Source organism: Bacillus cereus group sp. MYBK101-2 (genome assembly GCF_051918845.1).
In the GTDB taxonomy this organism is placed as follows: domain Bacteria; phylum Bacillota; class Bacilli; order Bacillales; family Bacillaceae_G; genus Bacillus_A; species Bacillus_A paranthracis.
The window spans coordinates 224,470-250,932 of the sequence record NZ_JBQAIE010000006.1; the positions used below are offsets into that span (position 1 = coordinate 224,470).

Consider the following 26,463-nt stretch of genomic DNA (forward strand, 5'->3'; position numbering starts at 1 on the left):
ATCTTTTTTATTCTGTCATATATTAAAAATGAGATAACATATTACTTAGTAGGCAGGATGTAGAATTAAAAGTATTCTTTTTGTTCGATCAGGTAAGAAATTGCTTCTATATGATCACCAATGATTTGTTGTGTTGCTAATGAAAGGCAACCTTCCTTAGAGAAGTGTTTTTCAGGTCGAACACGATTCAATTTATCAACGTCGACAGAATGGACATTTTGTACATGAAAGCCTGCTAAAATTGTTTTCACTTGACTTAAAGTTGGTGAAAGAAGGGAATCAAATCCAATTGTATCAATGCATTTTCGACTAAAAGCATGAGGGACAGCAGTTGTGGATCCCATACCTAAATCTTTTCGATTACATGCTAAATTAACAGCATACTTACATGCGGTGACGATAGTATAAGGAAGGCGATACATGTAGTAGTGCTCTAGTTTATTTAAAGCTAAATCGGCTCCGTTTTGAATAGATTGTACAAATGGTAATAAATCAGAACTAGGAATTAAGAAATCACCATCGATAAATAATAATATATCACCTTTTGCAAAATATGCACCAACGGCACGTCCGGTATCAATGCCGAGTGCTTCTTCGTAACTTATAACTGTTGCACCGCAACCCTTCGCCAATTCTTCTGTTTTATCTGTTGATCCATTAACAATAACGATAATTTCAAAAGGTTTTAATTTTTGCACCTCAAAAATGATAGATTCTATCGTTTTTTCTTCATTTTGAACAGGGATAATGATGGATAATTGTTTATTTCCATAAGTATTCGAATAAAACTCTTTACCTGTAATTATTTTGGGTATAGCTCTTTGTTCGCCGTTTTGAAGTTCCAAAATAATATCCCGTCTTCGATTATTATCGGTATAGTTTCCTCGTGGATTTTGCTCTATATTGATCCAATTTGCAATAGCTTCAAGATGATAATGAATGAGTTGAGTTGAAGGAAAAGAGGGAACTTGAGGGATAGAAATGTTGAATTGATCGCAAATCCGAAATTTATGTTCAATAATTTTCATTTGAGCCAATATTGGATTTGATAAACTATTTGGAGTAATTACGTCAAGCACTTCTTTTGTCATTGCATAGGGAGGAAATAATAAGGAGTTAACATGTAAATCTGGGCGATGAAAAAAATGATTCGTAACTTGTTGCCAAATCATTGCTATATTTGGCTGTTGTTTTTGATAAAAAAAATCGTCTAAATTATTTAATACGACGTCAGTAGATCCATTTTGTAATGGTTGAAGAAATTGTATAAGTAAGGGGGGAGAAACCATGTAATTTTCATCTAAAAATAAGAGATACTGCCCCTTTGCTTTTTTTGCACCAATTACATAAAGATTAGTAGAATCTATCGGTTCTTTTAGTGTAATGATTTCAAAATTGTAGGGATCTGCACTCTCAATTGAATCCTGGATATCTCCGTTAATAGTAAGGATAATTTCTAAAGGTTGTAGTTGTTCACATGCTTCCAAAATTCTAGGTAAATTTTTTATTTTATGTCGTATAGGGATAATAATAGAAATTGAATTTTTACACATAAGCAGTCTCCTTTTTAATCAGAGGTAGTTGTTAATAAGATTAGATAAAATAGGAGATAAATTTTCTTCTTGTTATAAACATAACAATCATTTATTTTTATCAGACTCACAATTTTCATTACTTGAATTAGAACTTTTATTTATTCCAGAAGCGAGTAAATTATTGAGAACGCTAAGGTCTAATTGCATAGGGATTGAGTTTTCGGATGTAGTTTTCTCATTTTCTTTTTTTGTAGTTAATATAGTCTTTATATTTTTAATTTCTTTATATTGTTTTAAGGTAATGAAAAATCCAGAAATAATTAAGAGAAAAGAAACAGTAGCAAATAAAAGTATTATTTCCAACATAAAATAGCCTCCTTTAAACCTATAATAATATTATAGTTGAATGTCATAAGACAAAATTCGAGCTAATGAGTTCACTTTTTAAATATATGCAAATCTTTAGTAAAAGTTACTGATTTCTAGGTTAAAGGAAGCAATTATAGAAACGCTATAAATATAAATAAATTAAAGTTTTATTTGTAGTGTAAAGGTATGTATTATATAAGCTAAACGTCATTTTATAACAAGTTCAATAGGGTGTAAATTTATATAAAAAGAGCATTTAATTGGACAAATAATTAATTATATGAAATAATAATAACAGAAAAGGAGACGTTGTTTTTCCTTAAGTGCTTCGAATTAATTTTATTCAATAAGAGAAGGTGTGCTTAAAGAAGTTAAATTAAATAAGGAGCTGTTTTATTATATGCAACAAAATAATGATTTAAATTTTGAACCTCAAGACGTTAATATTGTTAATCCTAAACAAGCCAGGAAAGCAGTAGTTGCTACTGGTATTGGGAACGCAATGGAGTGGTTTGACTTCGGATTATACGCGTATTTAGCGGTAATTTTAAGTCAATTATTCTTCTCAGGTGTTGATAATAGTGGCTTGCAACTTGTACTTACATTCGGTACATTTGCAGCGGCCTTCCTCGTTCGACCAATCGGAGGTGTATTCTTTGGTAGAATAGGAGATAAGTACGGCCGAAAAATTGTGTTAAGTACTACTATTATTTTAATGGCACTTTCTACATTATTCATCGCATTACTACCAACCTATGAACAAATTGGTGTATGGGCACCAATACTACTTTTAGTTGCCCGAATGATTCAAGGCTTCTCTACAGGCGGCGAATATTCAGGAGCAATGGTTTATATCGCAGAATCTTCTCCAGATAAAAAGCGTGGTATACTCGGTAGTGGTCTTGAAATTGGAACACTCTCAGGTTACATTGCTGCATCGGTAATTGTTACCATTTTGACGTTATTGTTAACAGATGAACAAATGCTCAGCTGGGGCTGGCGTATTCCTTTCTTAATTGCTGCACCAATTGGTTTGGTCGGTTTATACTTACGCCGTCATTTAGATGAATCTCCCATCTTTGAAGAGATGGAAAAAGCACAAGAGGAATCTGAAGACAATGAACAATTTTCATTCATGGATATTATTAAGTATCACAAAAAAGACTTCTTATTAAGCACAGTAATTGTCGCCTTCTTTAATATTACAAATTATATGATTCTTTCGTATATTCCTTCTTATCTAACTCAAGTACTTAAAGTCGAAGAAACAACAGGCTTACTAATTATTTCTATTACGATGGCACTTATGATTCCACTAGCACTATATTTCGGTAAATTAAGTGATAAAATTGGTAATAAACGCGTCGTGCAAATTGGTTTACTTGGTTTAACTGTATTTGCAATTCCAGCATTTTTACTAATAGGTAACGGGCATATTGCAGCTATATTTGCAGGTATTTTCGTATTAGGTTTCTTCCTAAGTGTATATGAAGGAACATTACCTTCATTATTACCATCACTCTTTTTCACTGATGTACGTTATCGAGCACTTTCAATCTCATTTAATATTTCTGTATCGATATTTGGTGGTACAACACCACTTGTATGTTCATACTTAGTTCATGCAACCGGTAACCCGCTTGCACCGGCATTTTATTTAACAGGTGTAAGTATTATTGGATTAGTTGTATTTAGTGTACTATTCGTTACAACATCAGGACGTGCGCTAAAAGGTTCATATCCTACAGTAGAAACGAAGAAAGAAGCACACCAAATCGCTAAAGAAGACCCTGAAGAAACACTTTGGTGGCATGAAGAGTCATTAGAGATTGAAGCAGGAAAAAACGCCTCAATTTAAAAAGTAACGTAGAAGTATAAAAAGACTCCTATGAAAATAGGAGTCTTTTTGTTTTGTTATTTCTTCCTTTTCTTTAAACTCTTCTGATACATATAAAGCTTATGAATCTCTTCCTTAAATTCATACAAAAGTACGGTGTTTTCCTCATTAGAATAACGCACTGTATTATAAGCATTTATAATAATATGACTCTCAATATTTACATTTTCTTCACTATTTATTCTTCCTAACCATGCTTCAACAGTTTCTCCTCGTTTTCTATTTAAAGGAGGAATTAACTTACTTTCAAGTTTGAAAATTTCTTTTCGAATTTCGTTATGTGGCGGTTTGTTTCGTTTCAAACGTTTTTGGCGCATTCCTTCTTTATCAGTAATGATAGTAGATTCGAAGACAGGCATATTTGGTAAACTGAATTGTTTTCGTTTTTTTACTATTTTCCAAACGACGTAAATAGCGATAGCTGCACAGGCTATTATGGTTATGCTATTTATAAGGATTGGATCAAAATCAGGAGGTGTTTTCCCATCTGTAATTTGTGGTTTTAAGAGATGCCCTTTACTTGCCCAAACTCCTTCAGTATCTTTCAATTCAGCTGCTATGAGAAATGGATTTATAATATAACCGACTCCTAATGCGACTACTTCTGTGATAAAACTAAAAATGACTCGAATAAAAGGAAACACTTGAACAATTAATATACTCATTACACCAATCGTAATGATAGAAGTGAAACGTAATAACTGTTGATTCCGATTTGCCCCGGTTAACCAAAATGTAATCATAATGTGTATAACTAATAGTAACAGTTTCTCGAGCGTTGGAAAGGGAGCATAAAATATAGCCGAAACACCAAACCAAACAATGCCGCCTAACGATTTTTGAACTGGATATCCAGGCCCGACTACATGCACGATAAAGAAGAAAAGTGGTAACATAATTGTGCCAAATAAAGAGAAAGGAAGAAAGATAGAACAACCGATTATTTGAGTCATTAACAGTATGACAAATCCTATCGTTCTTTGCTTCATGAATTTATGAATTAAAAATACTCCAAAATAGCCTGTTACTAAAAATAAAGCAACAGCAACAAGTTCGTCCCTTTCTGTTAATAACGAAAGGAGGAGCAGCAGAATAAAGTCATTAACGTGATAGAGCCAAGTTTTCAAGCTTTTCCACCATCCCTTCGTTATTTATGAGAAACGTAGGTTGCGATAGAAGGGAGAGGTCATTCTTCTGCAAGCCAATGTAAATCATTGTAGACGATCGCTCTCCTTTTCTATTTGTATAATGGAGAAATCCTTGTTTCGGAATTAATGTGCTATCGTCTGAAATACGTGCCAATTCCTCTAAAGCTTTTGCGTAATGTGTTTGTCCTTCATTTAATGGTAAGTGCAGAGGACCACCTTCAGCTAATACACTAATAAATAGTTCAAACGGAATTTGATGCTTCGTTGCGTATTGACAAATGTATGTTGCAAATGAAATGAGATCTTCTATATTATCTTTCCAACCAAACCCGCGATTAGCAGCTAATGAAAGACAAATTGTCCAACTATAATTTTTAACAGGTTCATATTGCTTTGCCTGTAATTCCTGCATTTTAGCGGATGCTTTCCAATGAATGGAGCGGAAAGATTCACGTTCGTACCGTTTCACACCGATAATAGATGTTTCATCATTGTAAAAAGAAAAATTCGTTCGATAAGATCCATTTAAAAGTTGCTGTAGTTCTTGCAAACCTGCTACGTCTTTAGGCGAAGGGTACACAATAATTTCAGTCCGTAATTTATCAAAAATGGGTAAATGTACAGTTAAAAGATGAAAAGGATCTTTTAAGACACATTCAAACTGTTCAATTTGGTATACACCACGCTGTGTTGCGGTTAATGTTAAATCCCATTTTTGCGCTGAATATGCAGGTTGTGAAAACGGGAAAGAGAATAACGTTTTCGATATTCGATCAATTCCTTGATCTTTATGCGGCAGTAGGGACGGGTCTAAATGAAAATAACAAACACCATTAACGAGAGGTATATTTGCTCCGTTTTTTAAATGAATAAAAAACTTTCCAGATTCATTAGGGAATAACCGAGTTGTTTGTTTCTCATTTATCACTTGAAATTTTTTCTCTATGTAAGCGACATATTTATAAATGAAAATCGCAAATAAATAGTAGAAGAAAAAGAAAAACATAATGATTCGTTGTGGCATAAAAAACGTAAATAGTATAGCGCCTGGAACAGATAGTTGAATAATATGAAGTTGGAAAAATAAAGGTACAGTTACAACACGCTGTCCATTCATGCCTGCTCAATCTCCACTGGTACATCCACTTCTTTTAAAATCTTTTGCATCATTTCATTTTTTGTCGTACGTAATGCGCCTTCCATTGATAAGACGATACGGTGATTCCAAACAGAAGGAACTAACAATTGTATATCTTCTGGTGTGCAATATTCTCTCCTGCGTAAAAAGGCTAGGGCTTGAACTGCACGCACTAAAGCAAGTGTGGCACGCGGACTTACACCGTTAGCGATATAATCATGATTTCTTGTAGCGTGAGCAAGTTTAATAATGTAATGTTCTAACGGTTCTGATACGAAAATTTCTTTTACTCGTTTCTGTGCTTTTAAAATCTCTTCTAAAGAAATAACAGAAGTGACACTTTCTAGTGGTACATCGCTACGAAAACGTCGCATCATTTGTAGTTCATCCTCTGGAGACGGATAGCCAATTGAAATTGTCATTAAAAAACGATCAAGCTGTGCATCTGGTAGAGGAAACGTTCCTTGTGATTCAATTGGATTTTGCGTCGCAATAACAAAGAACGGTTTCGGAAGAGGAGTAGATTGCTTTTCAAGCGTTACTTGTCGTTCTTCCATCGCTTCTAATAAACTAGACTGTGTTCTCGGCATTGCACGGTTAATTTCATCTGCCAGTAAAATGTTTGCCACGACTGGTCCGAGTCTTAACTCAAATTCGCTCGTTTTCGGATTGAAATATTCAATACCTGTCACATCACTCGGAAGTACATCCGGTGTAAATTGAATGCGAGAAAAATTACCACTAATACTTTTTGAAAGTGTTTTCGCAAGTAACGTTTTCCCTGTACCAGGCACATCCTCAAGAAGCACATGTCCATCAGCAAGCAAGGAAACGATTAATAGATCGATAACATTTTCTTTACCTACAAAAACTGATCCTATATTTTCCTTCAATTTATTTATCATATATATCATTCCTTTCAAAATATAAACGGATATTTCTATATTTTAACAAATTATTCAGAAAATTTATATGGTTTTTCAATTCAAAGAAACAAATATTCAATTATTAAATTATACTCTTGCATATTTTGGAATACGAATATATAATATCGGTATACGATGTATCGCGAGACGATATATCATGAAGCGATGTATCGGAGGTGGTTATATTGAATACGAAAGCGAGAAAATATATTCCGTTAACTGAGGCGACATATTACATACTGTTATCACTAGTGAAACCAATGCACGGATATGGAATTATGCAAATGGTAGAAGAGATGACAAATAGAGAAGTAAAGCTCGGTCCTGGAACTTTATACGGGAATACGACGAAGTTATTAAAAGAGAAATTAATTGTTGAAGTTGCCTCAACAGATAGAAAGAAGTGTTATGAGTTAACGCCACTTGGTAAAGAAGTGTTAGAGCTAGAGTATAGTAGGTTGCAACGATCTGTAAGGAATGGGAATAGTATATTAGGAGAGTGAATGGAAGATGGAGACAAAAAGGGTATTCAAATTTTTCGCGGGATGGAGTTTAGAAAAAGAAGAAGCTTTTTTACGGAAAATGCACCAACAAGGCTGGGCATTACAAAAATATAATATAATGTATACGTTTAAGAAAACCGAGCCGAAAGATGTAATTTATAAAGCTGATTTTAGATTGGTTTATAGAGATTCAAAAGAAAAACAACAAGAGTATTTCGAAATATACGAAATGTCTGGTTGGAAACGCGTAACGAGTTTTACAGGATGGAATTATTTTTGTAAAGAAGTAAAAGAGGGCAATGAGTTACCTGATATATATTCAGACAAGGAAACGAGGGTACAAAAATTTACTGAGTTGTTACAAGTCATTGCAATTATGTTTGCAACATTAATTCCAGCGCTTTACTTATGTTTTCTTGGAGTATCAGAATCTGGCTTATATAAAGGTATGGTAGGATTTTTTGTTTGTTTATATTTATATATATTTATTAATTTATTTTGGAAAATTAAAAAGCTAAAAAAAGAAATTTTGTAACAAAGAGTAGGTTTATAAAGTAGTTGTGTTGTGATGGTAATCAACTACTTTAATTTCCATATTCCTTTATTTTGTTCGCTCTTTTTTACATAATAATAACTGTATATTTAAGTTGTAAAACAGTGAGAGAAGTAAAGATATCGACAGAGTTATAAATAGAGTTTCTATCTAAAGGAGGAAAATCCCCTACAAAAAATCGGTAGGGGCTAATAAAAATGTTTAAGAAAAAGACTGATTTTGCGCAGGTTTAATAAATTGTTCAGGATTTTCAACAAGTCCGCATACAGCACATTGGACACGGTAAGTAGGTCCTTGATAGGCCATATGAAAAGCATTCATCGTTTCATTTGTGTATTCTTTTTCTACTTGACCAGTTTGTGGATTTAATTTGACTGGTTTTACTTGTTGCTCAAGAATATTAAATCGAGTGCGGTTCGTTTTACAACTTGGACATAGCATTGGTTCCATATGTATACACCTCCATTTGTAGCATTTCTTAAACTCATTAATTTTATGCAAGCAAAAAACTTTCTCAATATAAATAGGTGTTTAATGTATTTAAAATTCAGAAAAAATAAAATATAATAAGAGTACGAACTGGTTATGTCCAAACCAAATCTCCTGTTTTATGCCAATAAGCTGGGAGGCCGAGAAATCGGCCTCATTTTTTTGTGCTCGTTACTATAGGAAACAAGGTTTTTATAAGGCTTTTGTCGAAATTTTAGGGATGGATATAAAGGGGGATTAATAATGGATTTGAAGATGAAGTACATCATTTTATACGTAGAAAAGTTTGAGGAATGTTTAAAATTCTATAAAGATATTTTACAGTTACCTATAAAAGCAGAGCACGGTACATATATTGAATTTAATACTGGTTCTACAATTTTAGCGATGAATACGCGGCAAGACGTGAAAGAATTAACGGGACTATCACTTACAGAAGGCAAGTTACAATCTTCCCATTTTGAATTAGGATTCGTTGTTGAAAATGTACAAGAAACGATTGAGCAATTTAGAGAACAAGGTATTACGGTTTTAGTTGAACCAATTGTAAAGCCGTGGGGACAAACAATTGCATACATTGCCGATCCTGATGGAAATTATATTGAAATTTGCAGTTCATTAGAATAAAAGGAGAAAAAGTGATGGGGTTTCCGAAACTAGAAACAGAACGTTTACAATTAAGAGAATTAACGCTGTTAGATGCAGAAACGATGTTCCGTTATTTTTCAAAAGAATCGGTTATACGTTATTTCGGAATGGATTCTTTCGAAAATATTGAGCAAGCGAAAACGACGATTCAAACGTTTAAAAATCGTTATGAAGAGGGAAGTGTATTTCGCTGGGGAATAGAGAAAAAGGGGACGGGCCAATTAATCGGAACGTGCGGTTTTCATTTAATTAACCATCATCATAAGCGAGCTGAAATTGGTTATGAATTGGATGATACATATTGGGGACAAGGATACGCCTCGGAAGCGTTACAGGCGATTTTAACTTACGGATTTGAAATGCTGCAACTTATAAGAATTGCTGCTGTTGTATATGTAGAAAATAAAGCTTCTCAAAAATTATTAAGTAAAGCAGGATTTCAAGAAGAAGGATTACTTCGAAAACATATGATTCAAAATGGAGTTGCGCATGATACCATTTTATATTCTTTATTAAAAGAAGAGTGGAAGAAGTAATGAGTACAAACGAACTTATAACTATTATGAAGAAGCATAGGGAAAATAAATTTATTTTAGGTATAGATGGTTTAAGTCGTTCGGGAAAAACAACATTCGTTGCAAATTTAAAGGAAAATATGAAACAGGAAAGCATTCCGTTTCATATTTTTCATATTGATGATCATATAGTGGAGCGTAATAAACGCTATGATACCGGATTTGAAGAATGGTATGAGTATTATTATTTGCAATGGGATATTGAGTGGCTTCGGCAGAAATTTTTTCGAAAGTTACAAAATGAAACAAAACTAAAATTACCGTTCTATAATGATAAGACAGACTCATGCGAAATGAAAAAAGTACAGATCCCCATAGTAGGTGTAATTGTAATTGAAGGCGTTTTTCTACAGCGAAAAGAATGGAGAGATTTCTTTCATTATATGGTGTACTTGGATTGTTCAAGAGAGACAAGATTTCTACGCGAGAGTAAGAAAACACAGAAAAACCTTTCAAAGTTTGAGAATAGGTATTGGAAAGCAGAGGATTATTACTTAGAAATGGAATCGCCGAAGGATAGGGCGGATTTAGTTATAAATTGATTTGAAGAAAACCTCAACTTTTTGTTTGAAAAGTTGAGGTTTCTCTATGTAATAGCAGATTAATTATTTCAATTAATGAGAAGGAGAATATTATTATAATTTGAATTATATATTTATAGATAAATTTATAGATGAAAAGATTTCAATAAAGCGAGTGATCACATGAGTATTTTTATTTTAGAAGATGATGTCATACAGGCACAGCAAATGAAGCGGCTAGTTGAAGAGATTTGTGAGAAGTATAGGTTGCCTTTTGATTTTATTGAGGTGACTAGTAAAAGTGAAAACATTATTACTAATATTCCAAAGGCGAAGTATGTCCCAATCTATTTTTTAGATATAGAGATAAAAAGAGAAGAGCGAAAAGGGTTACACGTGGCGCAAGAAATACGAAAGTATGATACGCAAGGAATTATTGTGTTTGTAACGACACATTCTGAATTTGCACCTATTTCATATCAATATATGGTATCAGCATTAACTTTTATTGATAAAGGGTTGTCATATGAGGAGAGATATAAAGTTTTTGAACAATGTTTACTTCAATATGAAGCAAGAAATAAGCATATTATTCCGTCCGATGACTTTATCGTTGAAAATAGTAATGCCACTGTGCGGGTTCCTTTTTATGAAGTTGAATATGTTATGACTGATGAACCGCACCGGTTAGCATTAGTGACATTAGATCGAATCGTTTATTTTTATGGAACCTTAAAGGAAATTGAAATAATCGATGAACGTTTATTTCGGTGTCATCAATCATATATCGTGAATACGAAGCAAATGTCTTCTTACGATGCGAAACAAAAAATGATAGTTTTAAAAAGCGGGAAACGCATTCCAGTGTCACGGCGTTTAGTGAGTAAAGTACGTAACATGTTAAAGGGTGAGATGTAATGTATATTTATGATTTATTTGCAATACTGCTTACTAGTATGTGTCACACGTTTTTATACATACAATTAATCCGATACAACAGATTGTCAGTTAGAATGTTAATAGCTTTAAGTACGGTATTCATTATTTTACTTGCTATTGTTGTAACAGTAACGAGATATCCAGAATTGAATAGTACGATTGTGTTATTTTTAATAAGTTTAGGATTAATGCAAAATGAATTGAAATTTAAGCATAATGTATATTTTGCACTGGTGAGTATGGTGATTATAACGTTAGTGAAAATGTTGCTATTAGATTTAGGGATGAAAATCTTTATGTTAACGCCATTCAATTTATATTTATGGACAGGTAGTATGATTCATCTTATCGTATCAATCCTTACTTTTATCGGTATTTTAGTAGCGCGTAAAAGAATTCAAAAAATCGCTCAATATATAGTAAGTAGTCCGTTATACTATGTAACTTATATATTATTAATGATCGGGTTTATTATTGAACTAATTTTAACTCAGCCGTCAACTGAGTTTTTAGCAAAAATAAATCAACAATACAGTGAAGTAAGTTATAATTCAGCGATTATTATTTTTTTATTATTACTAATCATCGTACTAATAAGCTCACATTTATCGAAAGAAAAGTTACGAGAAGAGCATGAAAAACGTTTAGATAAAGAGTTATTAGATTATGTGGAAAAATTAGAGGATATGCATGATGAGCTTGCTAGTTTTCGTCATGATTATATGAATGTATTACTATCGTTAGAAGAAGGAATACGTACAAAAAATGTGAAAGAAATTGAGCAAGTGTACTACGATGTTATTGCTCCCACATTAAAAACAATAAATGATCATGAACTTGATATCGCAAAATTATCTCGCATACAAATTCCTGAAGTAAGGAGTGTATTAAGAGCGAAAGTCGGTACTGCCCAGCAGCAACAAATAAAAGTAATGCTTGATATACCAGAGAACATTGAAAGTGTTTCGATGACGATTATTTCATTTATTCGTATCATTTCAGTTTTAGTAGATAATGCAATTGAGGAAGCAGTATGTAGTGAGGAAAAGATATTACAAATCGCATTCTTTGAAATGGATTCACGACAATATTTTATCGTGCGTAATAGTTCAAAGGGTGAAGCGATTGATTTACAAAAAATTTATGAGAAAAACCATTCAAGTAAAGAAGGTGCTAGAGGGTACGGGCTATTTTCGTTAAAACGAATCATAAATAAAACAAATAATGCGACGTTAGAAACAACTTATGTAAGTCCTTATTTCACACAAACATTTATATTAAATGAGATGAAATGACCATCTATGATGAAAAGGAAACCGAATAAGAAATAACTACATACTTTCTTCACTCAATTTTATACACTTTAAGTAAGAGGTGAAGCGAGATGAATGGTCTTATTTTTACAACAATGATTAGCTTTGGTTTACCGCTTATAGCACTTTTATATGCTTTTTGGAAGAAACGCTATATTCCATATATGTTAGGTATATTGGCTTTTGTTGTATCACAAATATTGATTCGCATACCAATGCTAAATTATTTAAATGGAACTAGCACAGATTTTCAAATGTTTTCTGTTATGCAGCCTATACTATTTGCAGTTTTGCTTAGTATATCAGCTGGAATTTTTGAAGAGATAGCTCGTTTTATCGCAATGCGTTATTTTATGAAGCAACGAGATTGGCAGTCTGGTTTTTTATTTGGAGCAGGGCATGGTGGTATTGAGGCGGTGTTGATAGTCGGTATCCCAGTAATATCCCTATTATTATCACAAACAGTCATTCAAAATGGTGACAGTTATTATCTCGGTGGTATTGAGCGCATCTTTGCGATGGTATTACATGTTGGGCTTTCTTTCATTGTATTGCAAGCTGTTGTCCAAAAGAAATTTCGTTATGTTGTATATGCAATTCTCATCCATGGGACTGTAAATGCATTAGCTGGCATTATATCGCTATATGTGCCAGGGAAAAGCGGGATTATTATGTCAGAAGTTTCAATAGCAATTTTTGCGTTACTCACTTTTAGTTATAGTTTTATTTTAAAAAGAAAGGGTGTATTAAAATGAGAAGAATGTTACTTATTATTATAAGTGCTATCGCGGCGTTCGCGCTCGCAGCATGTACCGGTAATAAAGTAGATGAAAATACGTCTAAAAAATTTATTTCAAAAGCGGAAGAAATTGTATCATTATTAAATGAGGCAAAGTATAAAGACGTGCGTGAAAAATTTGATAGTAAAATGAAAGCTGCATTGTCAGAAGAAAAGATGAAAGATCTTACACCTATAATTGAGAAAGCTGGTACATTTGAAAAAATTGAAAAACAATCGATTGAAGAAAAAGATGACTTATATACTGTTATTCTTGTAGCAAAATATAGTAAAGAACAACGGACATTCATTATAACTTATAATGATAAAGAAGAAATAGCAGGTTTAGTTATTAAATAAAAAACAGATACAGTGGAAGTTTCCGCTGTATCTGTTTTTTGATTTAACTAAATTATGGTTATTTGTGCTAATATGAACTTATAGCTATATAGAAGGGGTGAGTTAGTATGAAAACTGAACTAGTTCCTAAAAAGAAGTACAGTATAATAAGCTACATATGTTTACTCATCGGTATTTTATGTTTTCTGTTCGTTTTTATAACGCCAACAAGGATAGCGAATGCAGGTAATATAGTGGGAGATTATATTACAGTTGCCCTGACAGTTGCAGGTATCATACTTTCTATCATTACAATGACGAAAAAAACAGAGAAGAAGGGGATTGCTATTCTTTCATTCATACTGTCCTCATCATTCTTTATATTTTGGATCATCGCGATTATTTTAGTTTTGACTGGTCGAGTTAGTTTTGCTCCGTAATACCAAATAAAAAGAGCCCTTCTCGTGTGAAGGACTCTTTTTATTCGGTATCTTCAGGTTGATATTCTAAAATATCCCCAGGTTGGCATTCTAATGCTTTACAAATGGCTTCTAAAGTTGAAAACCGAACTGCTTTTGCTTTTCCGTTTTTCAAAATAGAAAGGTTAGCCATTGTAATTCCAACCTTCTCCGAAAGCTCTGTTACACTCATTTTTCTTTTCGCTAACATTACATCAATATTAATAATAATTGCCATATTATTCACCTCAGACCGTTAAATCATTTTCTGATTTTATATCTATCGCATCTTTTAATAGTCTTTGGAGAACGGCAGCAAAGACTGCGATTACCATTGAAGCAAAAATCATAATCATTCCAATAATAATAATGCCAGGGGCGTCATCTCTCTCTGCCACAAGATAGAAAAGTGGCATACCGAATACATATAATACACTAATGGCTAGTGCGCTGTACTTAATATTTTTTAAAGCTTTAACAGACAGCTCAGAGAATGCGTTGTTTTTATCAATATAGTTTAAAAGTTTGAATGTTTGATACAGCGCAAAATAATAAGGTATTGCTGTTGCGTATAAGTTGATAAATACAAGATATTTAATATATGCAATATCAGGATAAAGTTCTGCGGCGAAGTTTCCTATTTTAGGAACTAAAAAAATGCACATAGCAAGAACAGGGATACCCATTAGAATCACAGCTGTCTTTAGGAAGAGTGTTGATCCTTGTTTCATAAAAAGCACCTCATTTATTTAATATCTTATTAATTTACCACGAAATTTATTGTTAAACAATAAATTTTTATTTAATTCAATTGGGGATTTATTGTTTAACAAGTTAATAATGAAAAATCTTCTTTATAAGATAGATGAACTATACCGAGATGTAATGAATAAGAAAGTTACTATTGTTAGCTTTAGAAAAACTGGGAACTAATAAAACATATGTAGGCAGTCAGAATTTTGTATGTAAATGAATGTGAAACTAATGGAGGCGCAATCATGTTTGTATTGGGTTTAAAGATGAAGAAGTTACTGTTAGTAGGAACGATCACACTAAGTATGTTATGTACTGAAAGTATGATGAATGATTATACGGTGGAAGCGAAAGTGAAAAAAGTAGAACATCAACCGAAAAATGTAATCATAATGGTTATGGACGGAACGAGTTCTTCAGCAACTACATTAGCTCGCTTGTATAAAGGGAAACCACTTGCATTAGATGAAATTGTAACAGGAGGAGTTCGTACATATTCGGCGGAATCAGCTATAACAGACTCAGCTCCAGCAGCTACAGCTTTAGCGACGGGGAATAAATCGAATTCAGGATATGTAGGGGTATTACCTACTATTGTGAGTTCACCTGGCTTAAAATCAATAAAAGAAGAGGACAAGTTACGTCCAGTTGCCAACGTTTTAGAAGGTGCGAAACGTACTGGTCGCGCAACTGGAATTGTTGCTACAGCTGAAATTCAGCATGCTACTCCTGCTGGGTTCTCTGCTCACCATGTAAACCGCAAGCATTTTGACGTAATTGCAGAGCAACAAGTGTATCAAAATATAGATGTCGTATTAGGCGGGGGAAAAGCAGCACTTTTACCTGAGAGAGATAGTGGGATTCGAAAAGATGGTGAAGATTTAGTAAAAGTGATTCAAAATAAAGGCTACGACTTTATTGAAACGAAAGAGGCATTATTGAAATCCAAAGCTAATAAAATTTGGGGCTCTTTCTCACATAATGCTTTATCGTTCGATATGGATCGTGAAGCAACAACTCCAGAGCAACCAACACTCTCTCAAATGACGGAAAAAGCAATTCAAACGTTATCAAAAGATAAAGATGGCTTCTTTTTATTTGTGGAAGGAAGTAAACCAGACTGGGCAGCCCATGTGAATGATCCAATTGGGATGATTAGTGATGTGTTAGCATTTGATAATGCAGTTGCAGAAGTATTAAGATTTGCAAAAAAAGATGGTAATACGATGCTGATAGCCGTAGCGGACCATGGTAACAGCGGTATTTCTATTGGCAATATGAATACGACAAAAGGTTATAATACTACGCCAGTCTCTACATATATTGATCCATTGAAAAAAGCGAAAATGACACTTGAAGGGACTATAAATAATTTGAAATCTGATTTATCAAATGTAGAAGATGTAGCTAAGTTATACGGCTTGGATCATTTAACTTATGGTGAAAAAGAGAGGTTACAAGCGGCTAAAAAGAAAATAGATGTAGGTCCAATTTTCACTACATTATTGGCTAACCGTGCGAACATAGGCTTTACAACAGGAGGTCATACTGGTGAGGATGTATTTTTATATTCATACGGTCCTCAAAAGCCAGTTGGTTTGATTCAAAACACGGACGTTGCAAAGACAATAGCGAAAGCGATGGGCTTTAATTTAGAAGAAGTAACAAACAAATTATTTGTAGAGAGTGAATTAGCCTTTAAGCAGAATGGTGCAACTGTAACAATAGATAAAACTGATGTAGCGAATCCTGTACTCATAGTAAAACATAATAATGTAACAGCTCAATTATTTGTTAACAAAAATATAATTCGTATTAAGAATAAAGATTATGAACTAGGAAGTGTTGTTGTAGAAAGCAATGGTAAGTTCTATGTACCAGAAGAAGCAAGGCGTTTATTCATAAAGCATTCTCGTTAAAAAAATGCCAATTCCTTAGCTACTACTTAGGAATTGGCATTTTTTGTATAGATGAGATTTCATTCGAAAAAACGAGGAAAGAGAACCACAAATTCTAGAGTGAACTTCCTGTAAATTTACCTATTTTATGTTTTTCATCTTAGAAACAATATTTCTCAACATTTTAGCACTTTAAAAAGATTGAATATTCGTATTATAACGAATATTATATTGCTATCGGCAAAAATCGATAATTTGCAGACACTGGGGAGGAAATACATTGAGAAAGAAAAAGAAATTAAAACCTTTAGCGGTATTAACAACAGCAGCAGTGCTAAGTAGTACGTTTGCTTTTGGAAGTTATGCAGCGTATGCTGATACGCCACCATCTCTACCAATTGATGAGCATTTAATACCAGAGGAACGCTTGGCAGAAGCGTTGAAGCAACGGGGAGTAATCGATCAATCTGCATCACAAGCTGAGACATCAAAGGCTGTCGAAAAATATGTTGAGAAAAAGAAAGGGGAAAACCCTGGAAAAGAAATCTTGACAGGAGAAAATCTTACGCAAGAAGCTTCAGATTTTATGAAAAAAGTAAAAGATGCAAAAATGAAGGAAAATGAACAGGCGCAGCAATCCGAAGTAGGACCAGTAGCTGGGCAAAGTGCAGGATTGAACCCAGGAAAATTAAATGGAAAAGTACCGACTACACCAGCGAAGCAAGCTGAGTACAATGGGGCTGTTCGAAAAGATAAAGTACTTGTATTACTCGTAGAATTTAGCGATTTTAAGCATAATAATATCGATCAAGAACCGGGGTATATGTATTCTAAGGACTTTAATCGTGAACATTATCAAAAAATGTTATTTGGTGATGAGCCATTTACGTTATTTGATGGATCGAAGATTAATACATTTAAACAATATTATGAAGAACAATCTGGCGGAAGCTACACAGTTGATGGAACTGTAACAGAATGGCTTACTGTTCCAGGAAAAGCGTCAGATTATGGTGCTGATGCGGGAACTGGTCATGACAACAAAGGTCCTTTAGGCCCAAAAGATTTTGTGAAAGAAGCATTGAAAGCAGCAGTAGCCAAAGGTATCAATTTAGCAGATTATGACCAATTTGATCAATACGATCAAGATGGTGATGGAAATAAAAATGAGCCAGATGGAATCATCGATCATTTAATGGTAGTACATGCAGGCGTGGGTCAAGAAGCTGGCGGTGGTAAATTGAAAGACGATGCGATTTGGTCTCATCGCTCAAAACTAGGATCGAAGCCATATGCGATTGATGGTACAAAATCTTCTGTTTCGAACTGGGGCGGAAAGATGGCTGCATACGATTATACAATCGAGCCTGAAGACGGAGCGGTTGGTGTATTTGCACATGAGTATGGTCATGATTTAGGCTTGCCAGATGAATACGATACAAAGTATTCAGGACAAGGTGAACCAGTTGAATCATGGTCTCTAATGAGTGGCGGTAGCTGGGCTGGAAAAATTGCAGGTACAGAGCCAACAAGTTTCTCACCGCAAAATAAAGAGTTTTTCCAAAAAAATATGAAGGGGAACTGGGCGAATATTGTTGAGGTAGATTATGATAAACTTCGCACGGGAATCGGTACTGCAACGTATTTAGATCAAAGTGTGACAAAATCAAAACGACCAGGAATCATTCGTGTTAACTTGCCAGACAAAGATATAAAAAATATTGAGTCAGCATTTGGTAAGAAGTTTTATTACAGCACGAAAGGAAATGACATTCATACAACACTTGAGACACCAGTATTTGACTTAACGACTGCAATGGATGCTAAGTTCGATTATAAGGCATTTTACGAACTGGAAGCGAAGTATGATTTCCTTGACGTATATGCGATTGCAGAAGATGGAACGAAGACACGCATTGATCGAATGGGCGAAAAAGATGTAAAAGGCGGTATAGATACAACGGATGGTAAGTGGATTGATAAATCATATGATTTAAATCAATTCAAAGGAAAGAAAGTAAAACTGCAATTTGAGTATGTAACAGATATTGCAGTAGCATATAAAGGGTTTGCGTTAGACAATGCAGCATTAACTGTAGATGGAAAAGTTGTTTTCTCTGATGACGCAGAAGGCCAGCCAGCAATGACATTAAAAGGATTTACTGTGTCTAACGGATTTGAACAGAAGAAACATAACTACTATATCGAGTGGCGTAATTACGCTGGGTCTGATACTGCATTACAATATGCACGTGGTCCAGTATTTAATACAGGAATGGTTGTATGGTATGCGGATCAAAGCTTTACAGATAACTGGGTAGGCGTGCATCCAGGTGAAGGGTTCCTTGGAGTAGTAGATTCTCATCCAGAGGCAATCGTAGGAACATTAAACGGACAACCTACTGTGAAGAGCAGTACACGTTATCAAATTGCCGATGCGGCATTCTCATTTGATCAAACGCCAGCATGGAAAGTAAATTCACCAACTCGCGGTATCTTTGACTATAAAGGATTACCAGGAGTTGCAAAATTTGATGATTCTAAGCAATACATCAACAGCGTTATTCCAGATGCGGGACGTAAGTTACCTAAACTAGGATTGAAGTTTGAAGTAGTAGGTCAAGCTGAAGACAAGTCTGCAGGTGCAGTTTGGATCCATCGATAAAATAAAATGAAGAGGAGCTGCCATAAGCCGGTGAAACTGACTTATGGCAGCTCTTTTCTGCTTGTGAAAAAGTTTGTAGAAGTTCATTTTATAAATAAAACGCTCCATTTGTCCAATTATAGCGCTATTTGGGGAGTAAGTAATTTGTAAGTATTGAGTAAGAAAAAAGAGATTTTTATAGTATATAATATTTATTACATCTACTTTTAACACCTGATACTAATAGTATGCTATAATATGAATTAGCAACAAAAAGGAAAGGAATTAGTAAAATGACATTAGAAAATACTAAAAATTTAAAAAAACAAGTTGCTCCATATGAAAAATCAACAATTAAAAAAAGTGTGTGGCAACTTATTAACACAGTCGTGCCATTTGTTGTTTTATGGTATCTCGCTTATAAAAGTTTGTCTGTTTCTTATCTGTTAGCATTAGTTCCATCTTTGTTAGCTGCTGGTTTTATGACGCGAATTTTCATAATTTTTCATGATTGTACCCATTATTCATTCTTTAAAAGTCGACGTGCAAATAGAATAGTAGGTACATGTATGGGTGTGTTAACGTTATTCCCATTTGATCAATGGGGGCATGAGCATGCGATTCATCACGCTACAAGTGGTAATTTAGATAAGCGAGGTACAGGAGATATTTGGACGCTTACAGTCGATGAATATGTAGCTGCACCATTTAGACTTCGTTTAGCATATCGTTTATATCGCAATCCATTCGTTATGTTTGGATTAGGTCCGATTTATGTTTTCTTGCTTAAAAATAGATTTAACCGAAAAGGTGCAAGACAGAAAGAACGTATGAATACGTATTTGACGAATATTATTATCGTTGCTGTAGTAGCAATACTTTGCTGGGCAATAGGGTGGCAATCGTTTCTGTTCGTACACGGTACGATATTCTTAATAGCAGGTTCAGTAGGGATTTGGCTGTTTTATGTACAGCACACTTTTGAGGATTCTTATTTTGAAGAGGATAAAGATTGGGAATATGTAAAAGCGGCAGTAGAAGGAAGTTCATTTTATAAACTTCCAAAAATCTTGCAATTCTTAACTGGTAATATTGGATTCCATCATGTTCACCATTTAAGCCCAAGAGTACCTAATTATAAGCTAGAAGAGGCACACAATAATACGCTTCCGTTAAAAAATGTACCAACAATTACACTTGCTACAAGCTTACAATCACTACGTTTCCGTCTTTGGGATGAGAAAAGTAACAATTTTGTTAGCTTTAAAGATGTAAAAAATATAATTAAAAATAATGTTTCTGTTCGGGTGAAATCGGAATTATAATTTCATCGGCTATTAAACTCCCCTTAATCATTTTCGATTTAAGGGGAGTTTTTGTTATATATAACGGATATTGAGGACGTGGAATACTCATATGTAGGTATAAATTCAAGGATACGATAATCATATTATGTAAATAAGATAAAACATCATTATTTTTTATTATTTTGAAGGATATCATACATATATAATGGAAAGCAAAAGGTGGATGAGAGTAATGATGAGAACAGAAACAACGTAATAAAATAATTCTTTCAAAAGGAAGGGGAAATGAAAGATGTTGAAATTACAAGGAAAATACAATGAAGCGAAAGTATTTACGAATAACGTTGATGAGACTGCGACAGGGCAGATTATTGATCTTTGTAACCAAGAATTTGTAAAGGATAGTCAAATTCGTATTATGCCAGATACACATGCGGGAGCAGGGTGTACGATTGGGACAACAATGACAATACAAGATAAAATCGTTCCTAATCTTGTAGGGGTAGACATTGGTTGTGGTATGGAAGTTGTTGTAATTGATAAGAAAAAAGAAGAAATTAATTTCGATTATTTAGACGAAATAATTCGTAAATTCGTTCCAAGTGGTTTTCGTATACGAGATAAAGAACATCGATTCTCAAAAATGATTGATTTTGATAGGGTGAGAGCACCATTTACATTACAACGCGCTCAAAAAAGTATAGGTACTCTTGGAGGAGGGAATCATTTCATCGAACTAAATGAAGACGATAAAGGGAATGTATATATTGTCATTCATAGTGGTTCTCGTAATTTAGGTAAACAAATAGCAGAGTATTACCAAAACTTCGCATATGAACAACTCATTGATGTTACATCAATGAAAGATGAGATTATTAAGAGATTAACTGAAGAGGGTAGAGCAAAAGAAATACAAGAAACTTTACGTGGAATTCAGAAGCCAAAGATTCGTAAAGAACTAGCTTATTTAGAAGGACAGGGATTCAAAGATTATATGAATGACATGAATATTGCTCAAAAGTATGCTGGGTTAAATCGTAAAGCAATGATTGATGAAATTGTTACGAAAATGGACTGGAAAGTAACCGATCAATTTACTACAATACATAACTATATAGACATAGAAAATATGATTCTACGAAAAGGTGCTATTTCAGCTCAGAAAGATGAACGAGTCATTATTCCAATTAACATGAGAGATGGTTCAATTATTGCATTTGGTAAAGGTAATCCAGACTGGAATTTTTCTGGTCCGCATGGGGCAGGACGTATCATGAGTCGTAAGAAGGCTAAAGAATTATTGAGTCTAGAGGACTTCCAAAATACGATGACAGAAGTTTGGACTACATCGGTAGCAGAGAGCACAATTGATGAGGCGCCAATGGTATACAAGCCAATGAATGAAATTATCGAAAATACGAAAGAGACAATAGATATAAAGCATATTATTAAGCCATTATATAATTTTAAAGCGAATTAAAATTATAAAAGACCGCACATGAAGTGAAAGCCATGTGCGGTCTTTTATATAAGCAGGGTATTACATCGTCTCGCTAATTTTAGTTTCACTATTAGTGTTAGTAGAAATTCTTTTCTTAACTTTTAAGTGATAATAAGTGTAGCAAAAGATAATAAATGGTACAGTACAATAGATTCCAAGTCGTTGTTCAGGGATAAAGATAAGACTAATTAATATAATGCCATACAATCCAAAGCCAAGAATTGGTACAAGTGGATAAAGTGGCGTTTTGAACTTTAAGTCTTCTAATTTTCCGCCGTCTGCTACATAATGTTTACGGAAAAAGAACTGAGAAACACAAATTGACATCCAAACAATGATTGTGATAACTCCAGAAATGGAAATGAGCCATAAGTAAACAGTTTCAGCAGCTACTACGCTTGTCAAAAGAGAAAAAGCAGAAATAGCAATCGTCATAATTAAAGCGTTTAGAGGTATTCCTCGTGATGATAATTTTTTTAAAAAGGCTGGAGCCATTTCATTTTTGGATAATGACCAAAGCATGCGAGTTGCCGCGTAAAGTCCTGAGTTTGCGACAGAAAGAACAGCTGTAAGAATAACAAAGTTCATAATATCAGCTGCATATGGAATACCGATATTATCAAATACAGCAACGAACGGGCTTTTTGTTAATCCTGCTTCTTCCCAAGGAATTAAAGCAACAAGAACAAAGATTGCTAAGACGAAGAAAAACATCGTACGCCATATAATATTTCTAATAGAACGAGGTAAAGTTTTTGCTGGATCTTCACTTTCACCTGCTGCGATTCCGACAAGTTCTGTACCTTGGAAGGAGTAATTGACTGTAACCATTGTTAAAAGAATAGCGGCAAGTCCATTTGGGAATAAACCACCATGATTTACGAAATTTGAAAATAGCGGAGCTGGTTCGTCGCCTTTTAAATCAATAAAACCGAACATAGCGGCGCCGCCAAGAATAATAAAAGCGATAATGGCAGATACTTTTATACTTGAAAACCAAAATTCTGTTTCTGCATAACTACGAGCAGATAATGCGTTAATTGTGAAGATTGTAACGCCAAATATTAAACACCAAACCCAAACAGGAATATCAGGAAACCAGCGCTGCATTGTAATGCCGGCAGTTGTAAATTCAAGGCCGGTTGTATTCGCCCAGCTTAACCAATACAACCATCCGATTGTAAAGCCAGTTGCAGGATTAATAAACTTAGTGGCATATTCCTGGAAAGAGCCTGAAACAGGCATGGCTACAGCGAGCTCACCAAGACATAGCATAACGAAATACATTAATAATCCACCAGCAATAAAGGCAAGTACGGATCCACCAGGTCCAGCTTGACTTATAATAAAGCCAGATCCGTTAAATAACCCCGTTCCAATCACGCCACCGAGTGCAATCATGAATAAGTGTCTACTTTTCATCGTACGTTTTAATTCATTGTTTGTATTATTTACTTGCGCCATTGTTTTCCTCACTTTCGTAGTTGATAGAATAAAGTTTGATGTTTTTCCGTATTGTGGAATATATTCCGTGATGTGAAATCTTGTTATAATTTTCAGATAATTAAAAAGAAAAGTCAATATTTTTTTGTTTGCGCTTTCAAATTATCGTTCGCAGCATATTTTTATTTTTAGAAAATTGAATAAATAGATTGATTTCATTTCGAATTTTTGTTAAATTGATAGGTAATTGAGCGTACTAACATATTACAAGTCAAGTAGAGGTGAGTTATGGTACAGTCCATTGATCGAGCGATAAGTATTATAAAGTTATTAAATTCTACTAATGAAAAAGAGTATTGGGCCATTTCTGATATAGCGGACAGAACACATCTCCCAGTTAGTACAGTACATAGATTACTTAACTCTCTAATCGAGCATGGGCTAGTTACACAAATTTCAGAGACGAAACAGTACAAAATTGGACCAATGTGGATGGAAATAGGATTACGACAATTGGAGAAAGTAGACTACAGATCTGTGGCAAGAGAAGTAATGAAGCGATTAGCCTATGAAGTGGAAGAAAGTGTATATTTGAACATTCCAAATGGAACACATTCTATTATCATTGAAAGAATGGATAGCCCTTTAAAAATTCGAGTGATTGATAACTTAGGGGAACAGATTCCTCTTTCGATTGGTGCTGCAAATAAAACGATGCTTGCCAATATGAAACAGAATGAAATGGAATATATTGTTGAGCAACTACTTTCTGCTTTACCAGAACAAAAGCAAATTCTTCTTGATCAAATAAAGCAAATAAGAAACGAAGGATATGCTGTCAGTTATGGAGAAAAAACAGAAGGGACAGCTTCAGTAGCTGCACCTATTATCGGATTTAATCATAAAGTAGTAGGAGCATTAAGTGTTGGGTTAATTAGTCATCGCATTAATGATGATCGACTTTCTTTTCTTATTAGTAAGGTAAAACAAGCAGCACATGAAATATCAATAAAAATCGGCAGTACATCAGAACTATAATTTTGATAACTGTCGTCATTTTTTATTCATATACTGGAATTCATTTTCATAATGCGGAAAAATAGGGGGATTTATATGTCAAAGTGGCAATCAAAAGAACAATTGATTCAATTATTAAGCAGTCTTGTTGAAATTCCTAGTATTACAGGTACAGAAGCTGAAGTGATATTGCCAGACTTCGTTGTGGAACAATTATCTGATTTACAGTACTTCAAAGAAAATCCGCACCATTTGCAAAAAAATCCGACGGGCGATGGACGACATTTTGTTACAGCACTAGTAAAGAAAAGCGATCGTACAAAAAATACCGTAATTTTAGTAAGTCACTTTGATGTTGTAGATGTACAAGATTATGGAGTGTGGAAAGAAGATGCATTCAATCCTAAAAAGTTAACGTCTATGTTTTATTCTCATAAAGATGAATTACCAGACCATGTACGTGAAGATATAGAACATGGAGATTGGCTGTTTGGTAGAGGAACAATGGATATGAAATGCGGCCTCACGTTACAAATGGCGATGGTTGAGCAGGCTTGTGAAGGAAGGTTTGATGGGAATGTTCTTTTATTGGCTGTACCAGATGAAGAAGTAAACTCTGTAGGGATGAGAGCTGCTGTTCCAAGATTACTAGAGTTAGCAAGAGAACATGATTTAGAGTATAAAACGGTACTAAATTCAGAGCCTATGTTTTCAAGGCATCCTGGTGACCAAAAGAAATATATTTACACTGGTTCTATTGGTAAAGTGTTACCTGGTTTTCTTTGCTACGGAAAAGAGACACATGTAGGTGAACCTTTTGCGGGCCTAAATGGGAGTTATATGGCTTCATTAATAACAGCAGAATTAGAGTTGAATACAGACCTTTGTGATATTGTAGAAGGGGAAGCGAGTCCTCCGCCAACTAATTTACTTCAAAGGGACTTAAAGGAGGATTACTCTGTACAAATTCCGCATCGTGCAGTCACATTATTTAATTTGTTTTTACTAGAAAAATCAATGACAGATGTCGTTTCATTGTTACGTCAAAAAGTAACGAAAGTAGCAGAGAAAATAGAAGAATCATATGAGAAGCAAGCTTATCGTTTTTCTAAATATAATCCATTTATACCACCTAACCTCAAAGTAAATGTATTAACGTATGAAGAGCTTATCGCTTATGCAATTGAACAACATGGGCAAGAGAAAATAGATGATATTCAATCTAGTGTTATTAAAAATAGAGAAGATAAAGATGATCGTGCGGTAACGATTGATTTAGTAGATAAATTAGCCATCTTATGTAAAGAAAAAGCACCGATGATTGTACTTTTCTTTGCTCCGCCATATTATCCAGCTGTAAGTTCACGCAACAACCAATTAATTAAAGCGGTAGTTGGAGAGATGGAAAAGTATGCAAACTTCAATCATAATATTTCATTTGAAAACCAAAACTATTTTGGAGGAATTTCAGATTTGAGTTATGTGGGCTTACAAAATCCATTACATTCAATGAGTTCACTTGTAGACAATATGCCATTATGGGATAAAGGTTACTCAATTCCACTTCAGGAACTAGAAGAATTTGATGTTCCAGTTTTAAATATGGGACCGGTAGGAAAAGATGCACATCAATGGACAGAACGTCTAGATGTAAATTACGCATTTGAAACGCTATTAGACATGTTACCGATTTGCATTGAAAAATTACTTGTTTCTAATAAAATTACACAAGTATAGTAGGGAAGGGAAAAGTGAAATTATTTTAATATAA

26 protein-coding genes are annotated in these 26,463 nt (G+C 34.1%); 17 read left to right on the forward strand and 9 right to left on the reverse strand.

Annotated elements, in window-relative coordinates; genetic code table 11:
* Positions 1 to 65 precede the first annotated feature (65 nt).
* Together ACTFSI_RS14910 and ACTFSI_RS14915 are read right to left on the reverse strand one after the other, a co-directional pair.
* Positions 66 to 1,553 carry a glycosyltransferase gene (locus ACTFSI_RS14910; protein ID WP_044792897.1) on the reverse strand — a complete coding sequence of 496 codons (1,488 nt, stop codon included), beginning with the start codon at positions 1,551 to 1,553 and terminating at the stop codon, positions 66 to 68.
* An 87-nt stretch (positions 1,554 to 1,640) separates the two neighbouring features.
* Entirely contained in the window at positions 1,641 to 1,901 is a 261-nt protein-coding gene (locus tag ACTFSI_RS14915) for a hypothetical protein (protein WP_000889732.1), read from the reverse strand.
* Positions 1,902 to 2,304: 403 nt separating this feature from the next.
* Here ACTFSI_RS14915 and ACTFSI_RS14920 point away from each other — a divergent pair, with 403 nt between their 5' ends.
* Positions 2,305 to 3,762 (forward strand): MFS transporter, encoded by a 1,458-nt coding sequence (locus ACTFSI_RS14920; RefSeq protein WP_044792895.1) that lies wholly within the window; start codon positions 2,305 to 2,307, stop codon positions 3,760 to 3,762.
* Between the two features lie 56 nt (positions 3,763 to 3,818).
* On the opposite strand, the gene ACTFSI_RS14925 is transcribed toward ACTFSI_RS14920, so the two are convergent.
* Genes ACTFSI_RS14925 through ACTFSI_RS14935 form a run of 3 tightly spaced genes read right to left on the reverse strand, consistent with a single transcriptional unit; the run spans position 3,819 to position 6,992 of the window.
* Complete coding sequence (locus ACTFSI_RS14925) at positions 3,819 to 4,928, reverse strand: DUF4018 domain-containing protein (protein WP_440045454.1); 1,110 nt, start codon at positions 4,926 to 4,928, stop codon at positions 3,819 to 3,821.
* On the reverse strand, positions 4,903 to 6,066 hold the full coding sequence (locus ACTFSI_RS14930; RefSeq protein ID WP_044792892.1) for a DUF58 domain-containing protein: 1,164 nt from the start codon (positions 6,064 to 6,066) through the stop codon (positions 4,903 to 4,905). Before ACTFSI_RS14930 ends, ACTFSI_RS14925 begins: the two co-directional genes overlap by 26 nt.
* The gene (locus ACTFSI_RS14935; protein WP_044792890.1) at positions 6,063 to 6,992 is read right to left on the reverse strand and encodes an AAA family ATPase; all 930 of its coding nucleotides are present in this window, start codon (positions 6,990 to 6,992) and stop codon (positions 6,063 to 6,065) included. The genes ACTFSI_RS14930 and ACTFSI_RS14935 overlap by 4 nt, the downstream gene beginning before the upstream one ends.
* Before the next feature lie 206 nt (positions 6,993 to 7,198).
* On the opposite strand from ACTFSI_RS14935, the gene ACTFSI_RS14940 reads away from it, so the two are divergent.
* Positions 7,199 to 7,516, forward strand: a complete 318-nt coding sequence (locus ACTFSI_RS14940; RefSeq protein WP_440045455.1) for a PadR family transcriptional regulator — start codon at positions 7,199 to 7,201, stop codon at positions 7,514 to 7,516.
* Positions 7,517 to 7,523: 7 nt separating this feature from the next.
* Positions 7,524 to 8,051, forward strand: a complete 528-nt coding sequence (locus ACTFSI_RS14945) for a DUF2812 domain-containing protein (RefSeq protein WP_044792888.1) — start codon at positions 7,524 to 7,526, stop codon at positions 8,049 to 8,051.
* A 219-nt stretch (positions 8,052 to 8,270) separates the two neighbouring features.
* Here the strand turns inward: ACTFSI_RS14945 and ACTFSI_RS14950 are convergent, their stop codons facing one another.
* Positions 8,271 to 8,519, reverse strand: a complete 249-nt coding sequence (locus tag ACTFSI_RS14950; RefSeq protein ID WP_098789473.1) for a DNA alkylation repair protein — start codon at positions 8,517 to 8,519, stop codon at positions 8,271 to 8,273.
* Between the two features lie 282 nt (positions 8,520 to 8,801).
* On the opposite strand from ACTFSI_RS14950, the gene ACTFSI_RS14955 reads away from it, so the two are divergent.
* The 8 genes from ACTFSI_RS14955 (at position 8,802) to ACTFSI_RS14990 (ending at position 14,111) form a co-directional block, all read left to right on the forward strand.
* Complete coding sequence (locus ACTFSI_RS14955; protein ID WP_044792886.1) at positions 8,802 to 9,185, forward strand: VOC family protein; 384 nt, start codon at positions 8,802 to 8,804, stop codon at positions 9,183 to 9,185.
* A 14-nt stretch (positions 9,186 to 9,199) separates the two neighbouring features.
* Entirely contained in the window at positions 9,200 to 9,742 is a 543-nt protein-coding gene (locus ACTFSI_RS14960) for a GNAT family N-acetyltransferase (RefSeq protein WP_000506669.1), read from the forward strand.
* Entirely contained in the window at positions 9,742 to 10,323 is a 582-nt protein-coding gene (locus tag ACTFSI_RS14965) for a kinase (RefSeq protein WP_138321790.1), read from the forward strand. Before ACTFSI_RS14960 ends, ACTFSI_RS14965 begins: the two co-directional genes overlap by 1 nt.
* A 162-nt stretch (positions 10,324 to 10,485) precedes the next feature.
* Positions 10,486 to 11,220: a LytR/AlgR family response regulator transcription factor gene (locus tag ACTFSI_RS14970; protein WP_000021637.1), complete on the forward strand. Its 735-nt coding sequence runs from the start codon at positions 10,486 to 10,488 to the stop codon at positions 11,218 to 11,220.
* Positions 11,220 to 12,536: a GHKL domain-containing protein gene (locus ACTFSI_RS14975; protein ID WP_044792883.1), complete on the forward strand. Its 1,317-nt coding sequence runs from the start codon at positions 11,220 to 11,222 to the stop codon at positions 12,534 to 12,536. Before ACTFSI_RS14970 ends, ACTFSI_RS14975 begins: the two co-directional genes overlap by 1 nt.
* An 89-nt stretch (positions 12,537 to 12,625) precedes the next feature.
* Positions 12,626 to 13,309 (forward strand): YhfC family intramembrane metalloprotease, encoded by a 684-nt coding sequence (locus tag ACTFSI_RS14980; protein ID WP_001013700.1) that lies wholly within the window; start codon positions 12,626 to 12,628, stop codon positions 13,307 to 13,309.
* Positions 13,306 to 13,692 (forward strand): DUF3887 domain-containing protein, encoded by a 387-nt coding sequence (locus tag ACTFSI_RS14985; protein ID WP_001253788.1) that lies wholly within the window; start codon positions 13,306 to 13,308, stop codon positions 13,690 to 13,692. The genes ACTFSI_RS14980 and ACTFSI_RS14985 overlap by 4 nt, the downstream gene beginning before the upstream one ends.
* 107 nt (positions 13,693 to 13,799) lie before the next feature.
* Positions 13,800 to 14,111 carry a hypothetical protein gene (locus ACTFSI_RS14990; RefSeq protein WP_000845972.1) on the forward strand — a complete coding sequence of 104 codons (312 nt, stop codon included), beginning with the start codon at positions 13,800 to 13,802 and terminating at the stop codon, positions 14,109 to 14,111.
* Positions 14,112 to 14,151: 40 nt separating this feature from the next.
* Here ACTFSI_RS14990 and ACTFSI_RS14995 read toward each other — a convergent pair whose 3' ends face one another.
* Positions 14,152 to 14,367: a helix-turn-helix domain-containing protein gene (locus tag ACTFSI_RS14995; RefSeq protein WP_000974619.1), complete on the reverse strand. Its 216-nt coding sequence runs from the start codon at positions 14,365 to 14,367 to the stop codon at positions 14,152 to 14,154.
* 10 nt (positions 14,368 to 14,377) lie between these two features.
* Positions 14,378 to 14,860, reverse strand: coding sequence for a DUF2975 domain-containing protein (locus ACTFSI_RS15000; RefSeq protein ID WP_044792882.1), 483 nt, complete (start codon positions 14,858 to 14,860; stop codon positions 14,378 to 14,380).
* A gap of 267 nt (positions 14,861 to 15,127) precedes the next feature.
* Between ACTFSI_RS15000 and ACTFSI_RS15005 the strand changes: the two genes are divergently transcribed.
* The 4 genes from ACTFSI_RS15005 (at position 15,128) to ACTFSI_RS15020 (ending at position 22,211) form a co-directional block, all read left to right on the forward strand.
* On the forward strand, positions 15,128 to 16,801 hold the full coding sequence (locus ACTFSI_RS15005) for an alkaline phosphatase (protein ID WP_044792881.1): 1,674 nt from the start codon (positions 15,128 to 15,130) through the stop codon (positions 16,799 to 16,801).
* A 259-nt stretch (positions 16,802 to 17,060) separates the two neighbouring features.
* The gene (locus ACTFSI_RS15010) at positions 17,061 to 19,445 is read left to right on the forward strand and encodes an immune inhibitor A domain-containing protein (protein WP_138321792.1); all 2,385 of its coding nucleotides are present in this window, start codon (positions 17,061 to 17,063) and stop codon (positions 19,443 to 19,445) included.
* A gap of 272 nt (positions 19,446 to 19,717) precedes the next feature.
* Positions 19,718 to 20,749 (forward strand): fatty acid desaturase, encoded by a 1,032-nt coding sequence (locus ACTFSI_RS15015; protein WP_000171515.1) that lies wholly within the window; start codon positions 19,718 to 19,720, stop codon positions 20,747 to 20,749.
* Positions 20,750 to 21,023: 274 nt separating this feature from the next.
* Positions 21,024 to 22,211, forward strand: a complete 1,188-nt coding sequence (locus tag ACTFSI_RS15020) for an RtcB family protein (protein ID WP_000916220.1) — start codon at positions 21,024 to 21,026, stop codon at positions 22,209 to 22,211.
* A gap of 60 nt (positions 22,212 to 22,271) precedes the next feature.
* Here the strand turns inward: ACTFSI_RS15020 and ACTFSI_RS15025 are convergent, their stop codons facing one another.
* A complete protein-coding gene (locus ACTFSI_RS15025; RefSeq protein ID WP_138321794.1) occupies positions 22,272 to 23,696 on the reverse strand; it encodes an amino acid permease in 1,425 nt (474 codons plus the stop codon).
* Positions 23,697 to 23,963: 267 nt separating this feature from the next.
* Here ACTFSI_RS15025 and ACTFSI_RS15030 point away from each other — a divergent pair, with 267 nt between their 5' ends.
* Together ACTFSI_RS15030 and ACTFSI_RS15035 are read left to right on the forward strand one after the other, a co-directional pair.
* Positions 23,964 to 24,713, forward strand: a complete 750-nt coding sequence (locus ACTFSI_RS15030) for an IclR family transcriptional regulator (protein WP_000250772.1) — start codon at positions 23,964 to 23,966, stop codon at positions 24,711 to 24,713.
* A gap of 75 nt (positions 24,714 to 24,788) precedes the next feature.
* On the forward strand, positions 24,789 to 26,429 hold the full coding sequence (locus ACTFSI_RS15035; protein ID WP_000049548.1) for a M20/M25/M40 family metallo-hydrolase: 1,641 nt from the start codon (positions 24,789 to 24,791) through the stop codon (positions 26,427 to 26,429).
* The last annotated feature ends 34 nt before the right edge of the window (positions 26,430 to 26,463 follow it).

Coding starts and splice junctions, on each gene's coding strand:
- ACTFSI_RS14910 (WP_044792897.1), bottom strand. CDS start 1,553: ATGTGTAAAAATTCAATTTCTATTATTATCCCTATACGACATAAAATA.
- ACTFSI_RS14915 (WP_000889732.1), bottom strand. CDS start 1,901: ATGTTGGAAATAATACTTTTATTTGCTACTGTTTCTTTTCTCTTAATT.
- ACTFSI_RS14920 (WP_044792895.1), top strand. CDS start 2,305: ATGCAACAAAATAATGATTTAAATTTTGAACCTCAAGACGTTAATATT.
- ACTFSI_RS14930 (WP_044792892.1), bottom strand. CDS start 6,066: ATGAATGGACAGCGTGTTGTAACTGTACCTTTATTTTTCCAACTTCAT.
- ACTFSI_RS14935 (WP_044792890.1), bottom strand. CDS start 6,992: ATGATAAATAAATTGAAGGAAAATATAGGATCAGTTTTTGTAGGTAAA.
- ACTFSI_RS14945 (WP_044792888.1), top strand. CDS start 7,524: ATGGAGACAAAAAGGGTATTCAAATTTTTCGCGGGATGGAGTTTAGAA.
- ACTFSI_RS14950 (WP_098789473.1), bottom strand. CDS start 8,519: ATGGAACCAATGCTATGTCCAAGTTGTAAAACGAACCGCACTCGATTT.
- ACTFSI_RS14955 (WP_044792886.1), top strand. CDS start 8,802: ATGGATTTGAAGATGAAGTACATCATTTTATACGTAGAAAAGTTTGAG.
- ACTFSI_RS14960 (WP_000506669.1), top strand. CDS start 9,200: ATGGGGTTTCCGAAACTAGAAACAGAACGTTTACAATTAAGAGAATTA.
- ACTFSI_RS14965 (WP_138321790.1), top strand. CDS start 9,742: ATGAGTACAAACGAACTTATAACTATTATGAAGAAGCATAGGGAAAAT.
- ACTFSI_RS14970 (WP_000021637.1), top strand. CDS start 10,486: ATGAGTATTTTTATTTTAGAAGATGATGTCATACAGGCACAGCAAATG.
- ACTFSI_RS14975 (WP_044792883.1), top strand. CDS start 11,220: ATGTATATTTATGATTTATTTGCAATACTGCTTACTAGTATGTGTCAC.
- ACTFSI_RS14980 (WP_001013700.1), top strand. CDS start 12,626: ATGAATGGTCTTATTTTTACAACAATGATTAGCTTTGGTTTACCGCTT.
- ACTFSI_RS14985 (WP_001253788.1), top strand. CDS start 13,306: ATGAGAAGAATGTTACTTATTATTATAAGTGCTATCGCGGCGTTCGCG.
- ACTFSI_RS14990 (WP_000845972.1), top strand. CDS start 13,800: ATGAAAACTGAACTAGTTCCTAAAAAGAAGTACAGTATAATAAGCTAC.
- ACTFSI_RS14995 (WP_000974619.1), bottom strand. CDS start 14,367: ATGGCAATTATTATTAATATTGATGTAATGTTAGCGAAAAGAAAAATG.
- ACTFSI_RS15000 (WP_044792882.1), bottom strand. CDS start 14,860: ATGAAACAAGGATCAACACTCTTCCTAAAGACAGCTGTGATTCTAATG.
- ACTFSI_RS15005 (WP_044792881.1), top strand. CDS start 15,128: ATGTTTGTATTGGGTTTAAAGATGAAGAAGTTACTGTTAGTAGGAACG.
- ACTFSI_RS15015 (WP_000171515.1), top strand. CDS start 19,718: ATGACATTAGAAAATACTAAAAATTTAAAAAAACAAGTTGCTCCATAT.
- ACTFSI_RS15020 (WP_000916220.1), top strand. CDS start 21,024: ATGTTGAAATTACAAGGAAAATACAATGAAGCGAAAGTATTTACGAAT.
- ACTFSI_RS15025 (WP_138321794.1), bottom strand. CDS start 23,696: ATGGCGCAAGTAAATAATACAAACAATGAATTAAAACGTACGATGAAA.
- ACTFSI_RS15030 (WP_000250772.1), top strand. CDS start 23,964: ATGGTACAGTCCATTGATCGAGCGATAAGTATTATAAAGTTATTAAAT.
- ACTFSI_RS15035 (WP_000049548.1), top strand. CDS start 24,789: ATGTCAAAGTGGCAATCAAAAGAACAATTGATTCAATTATTAAGCAGT.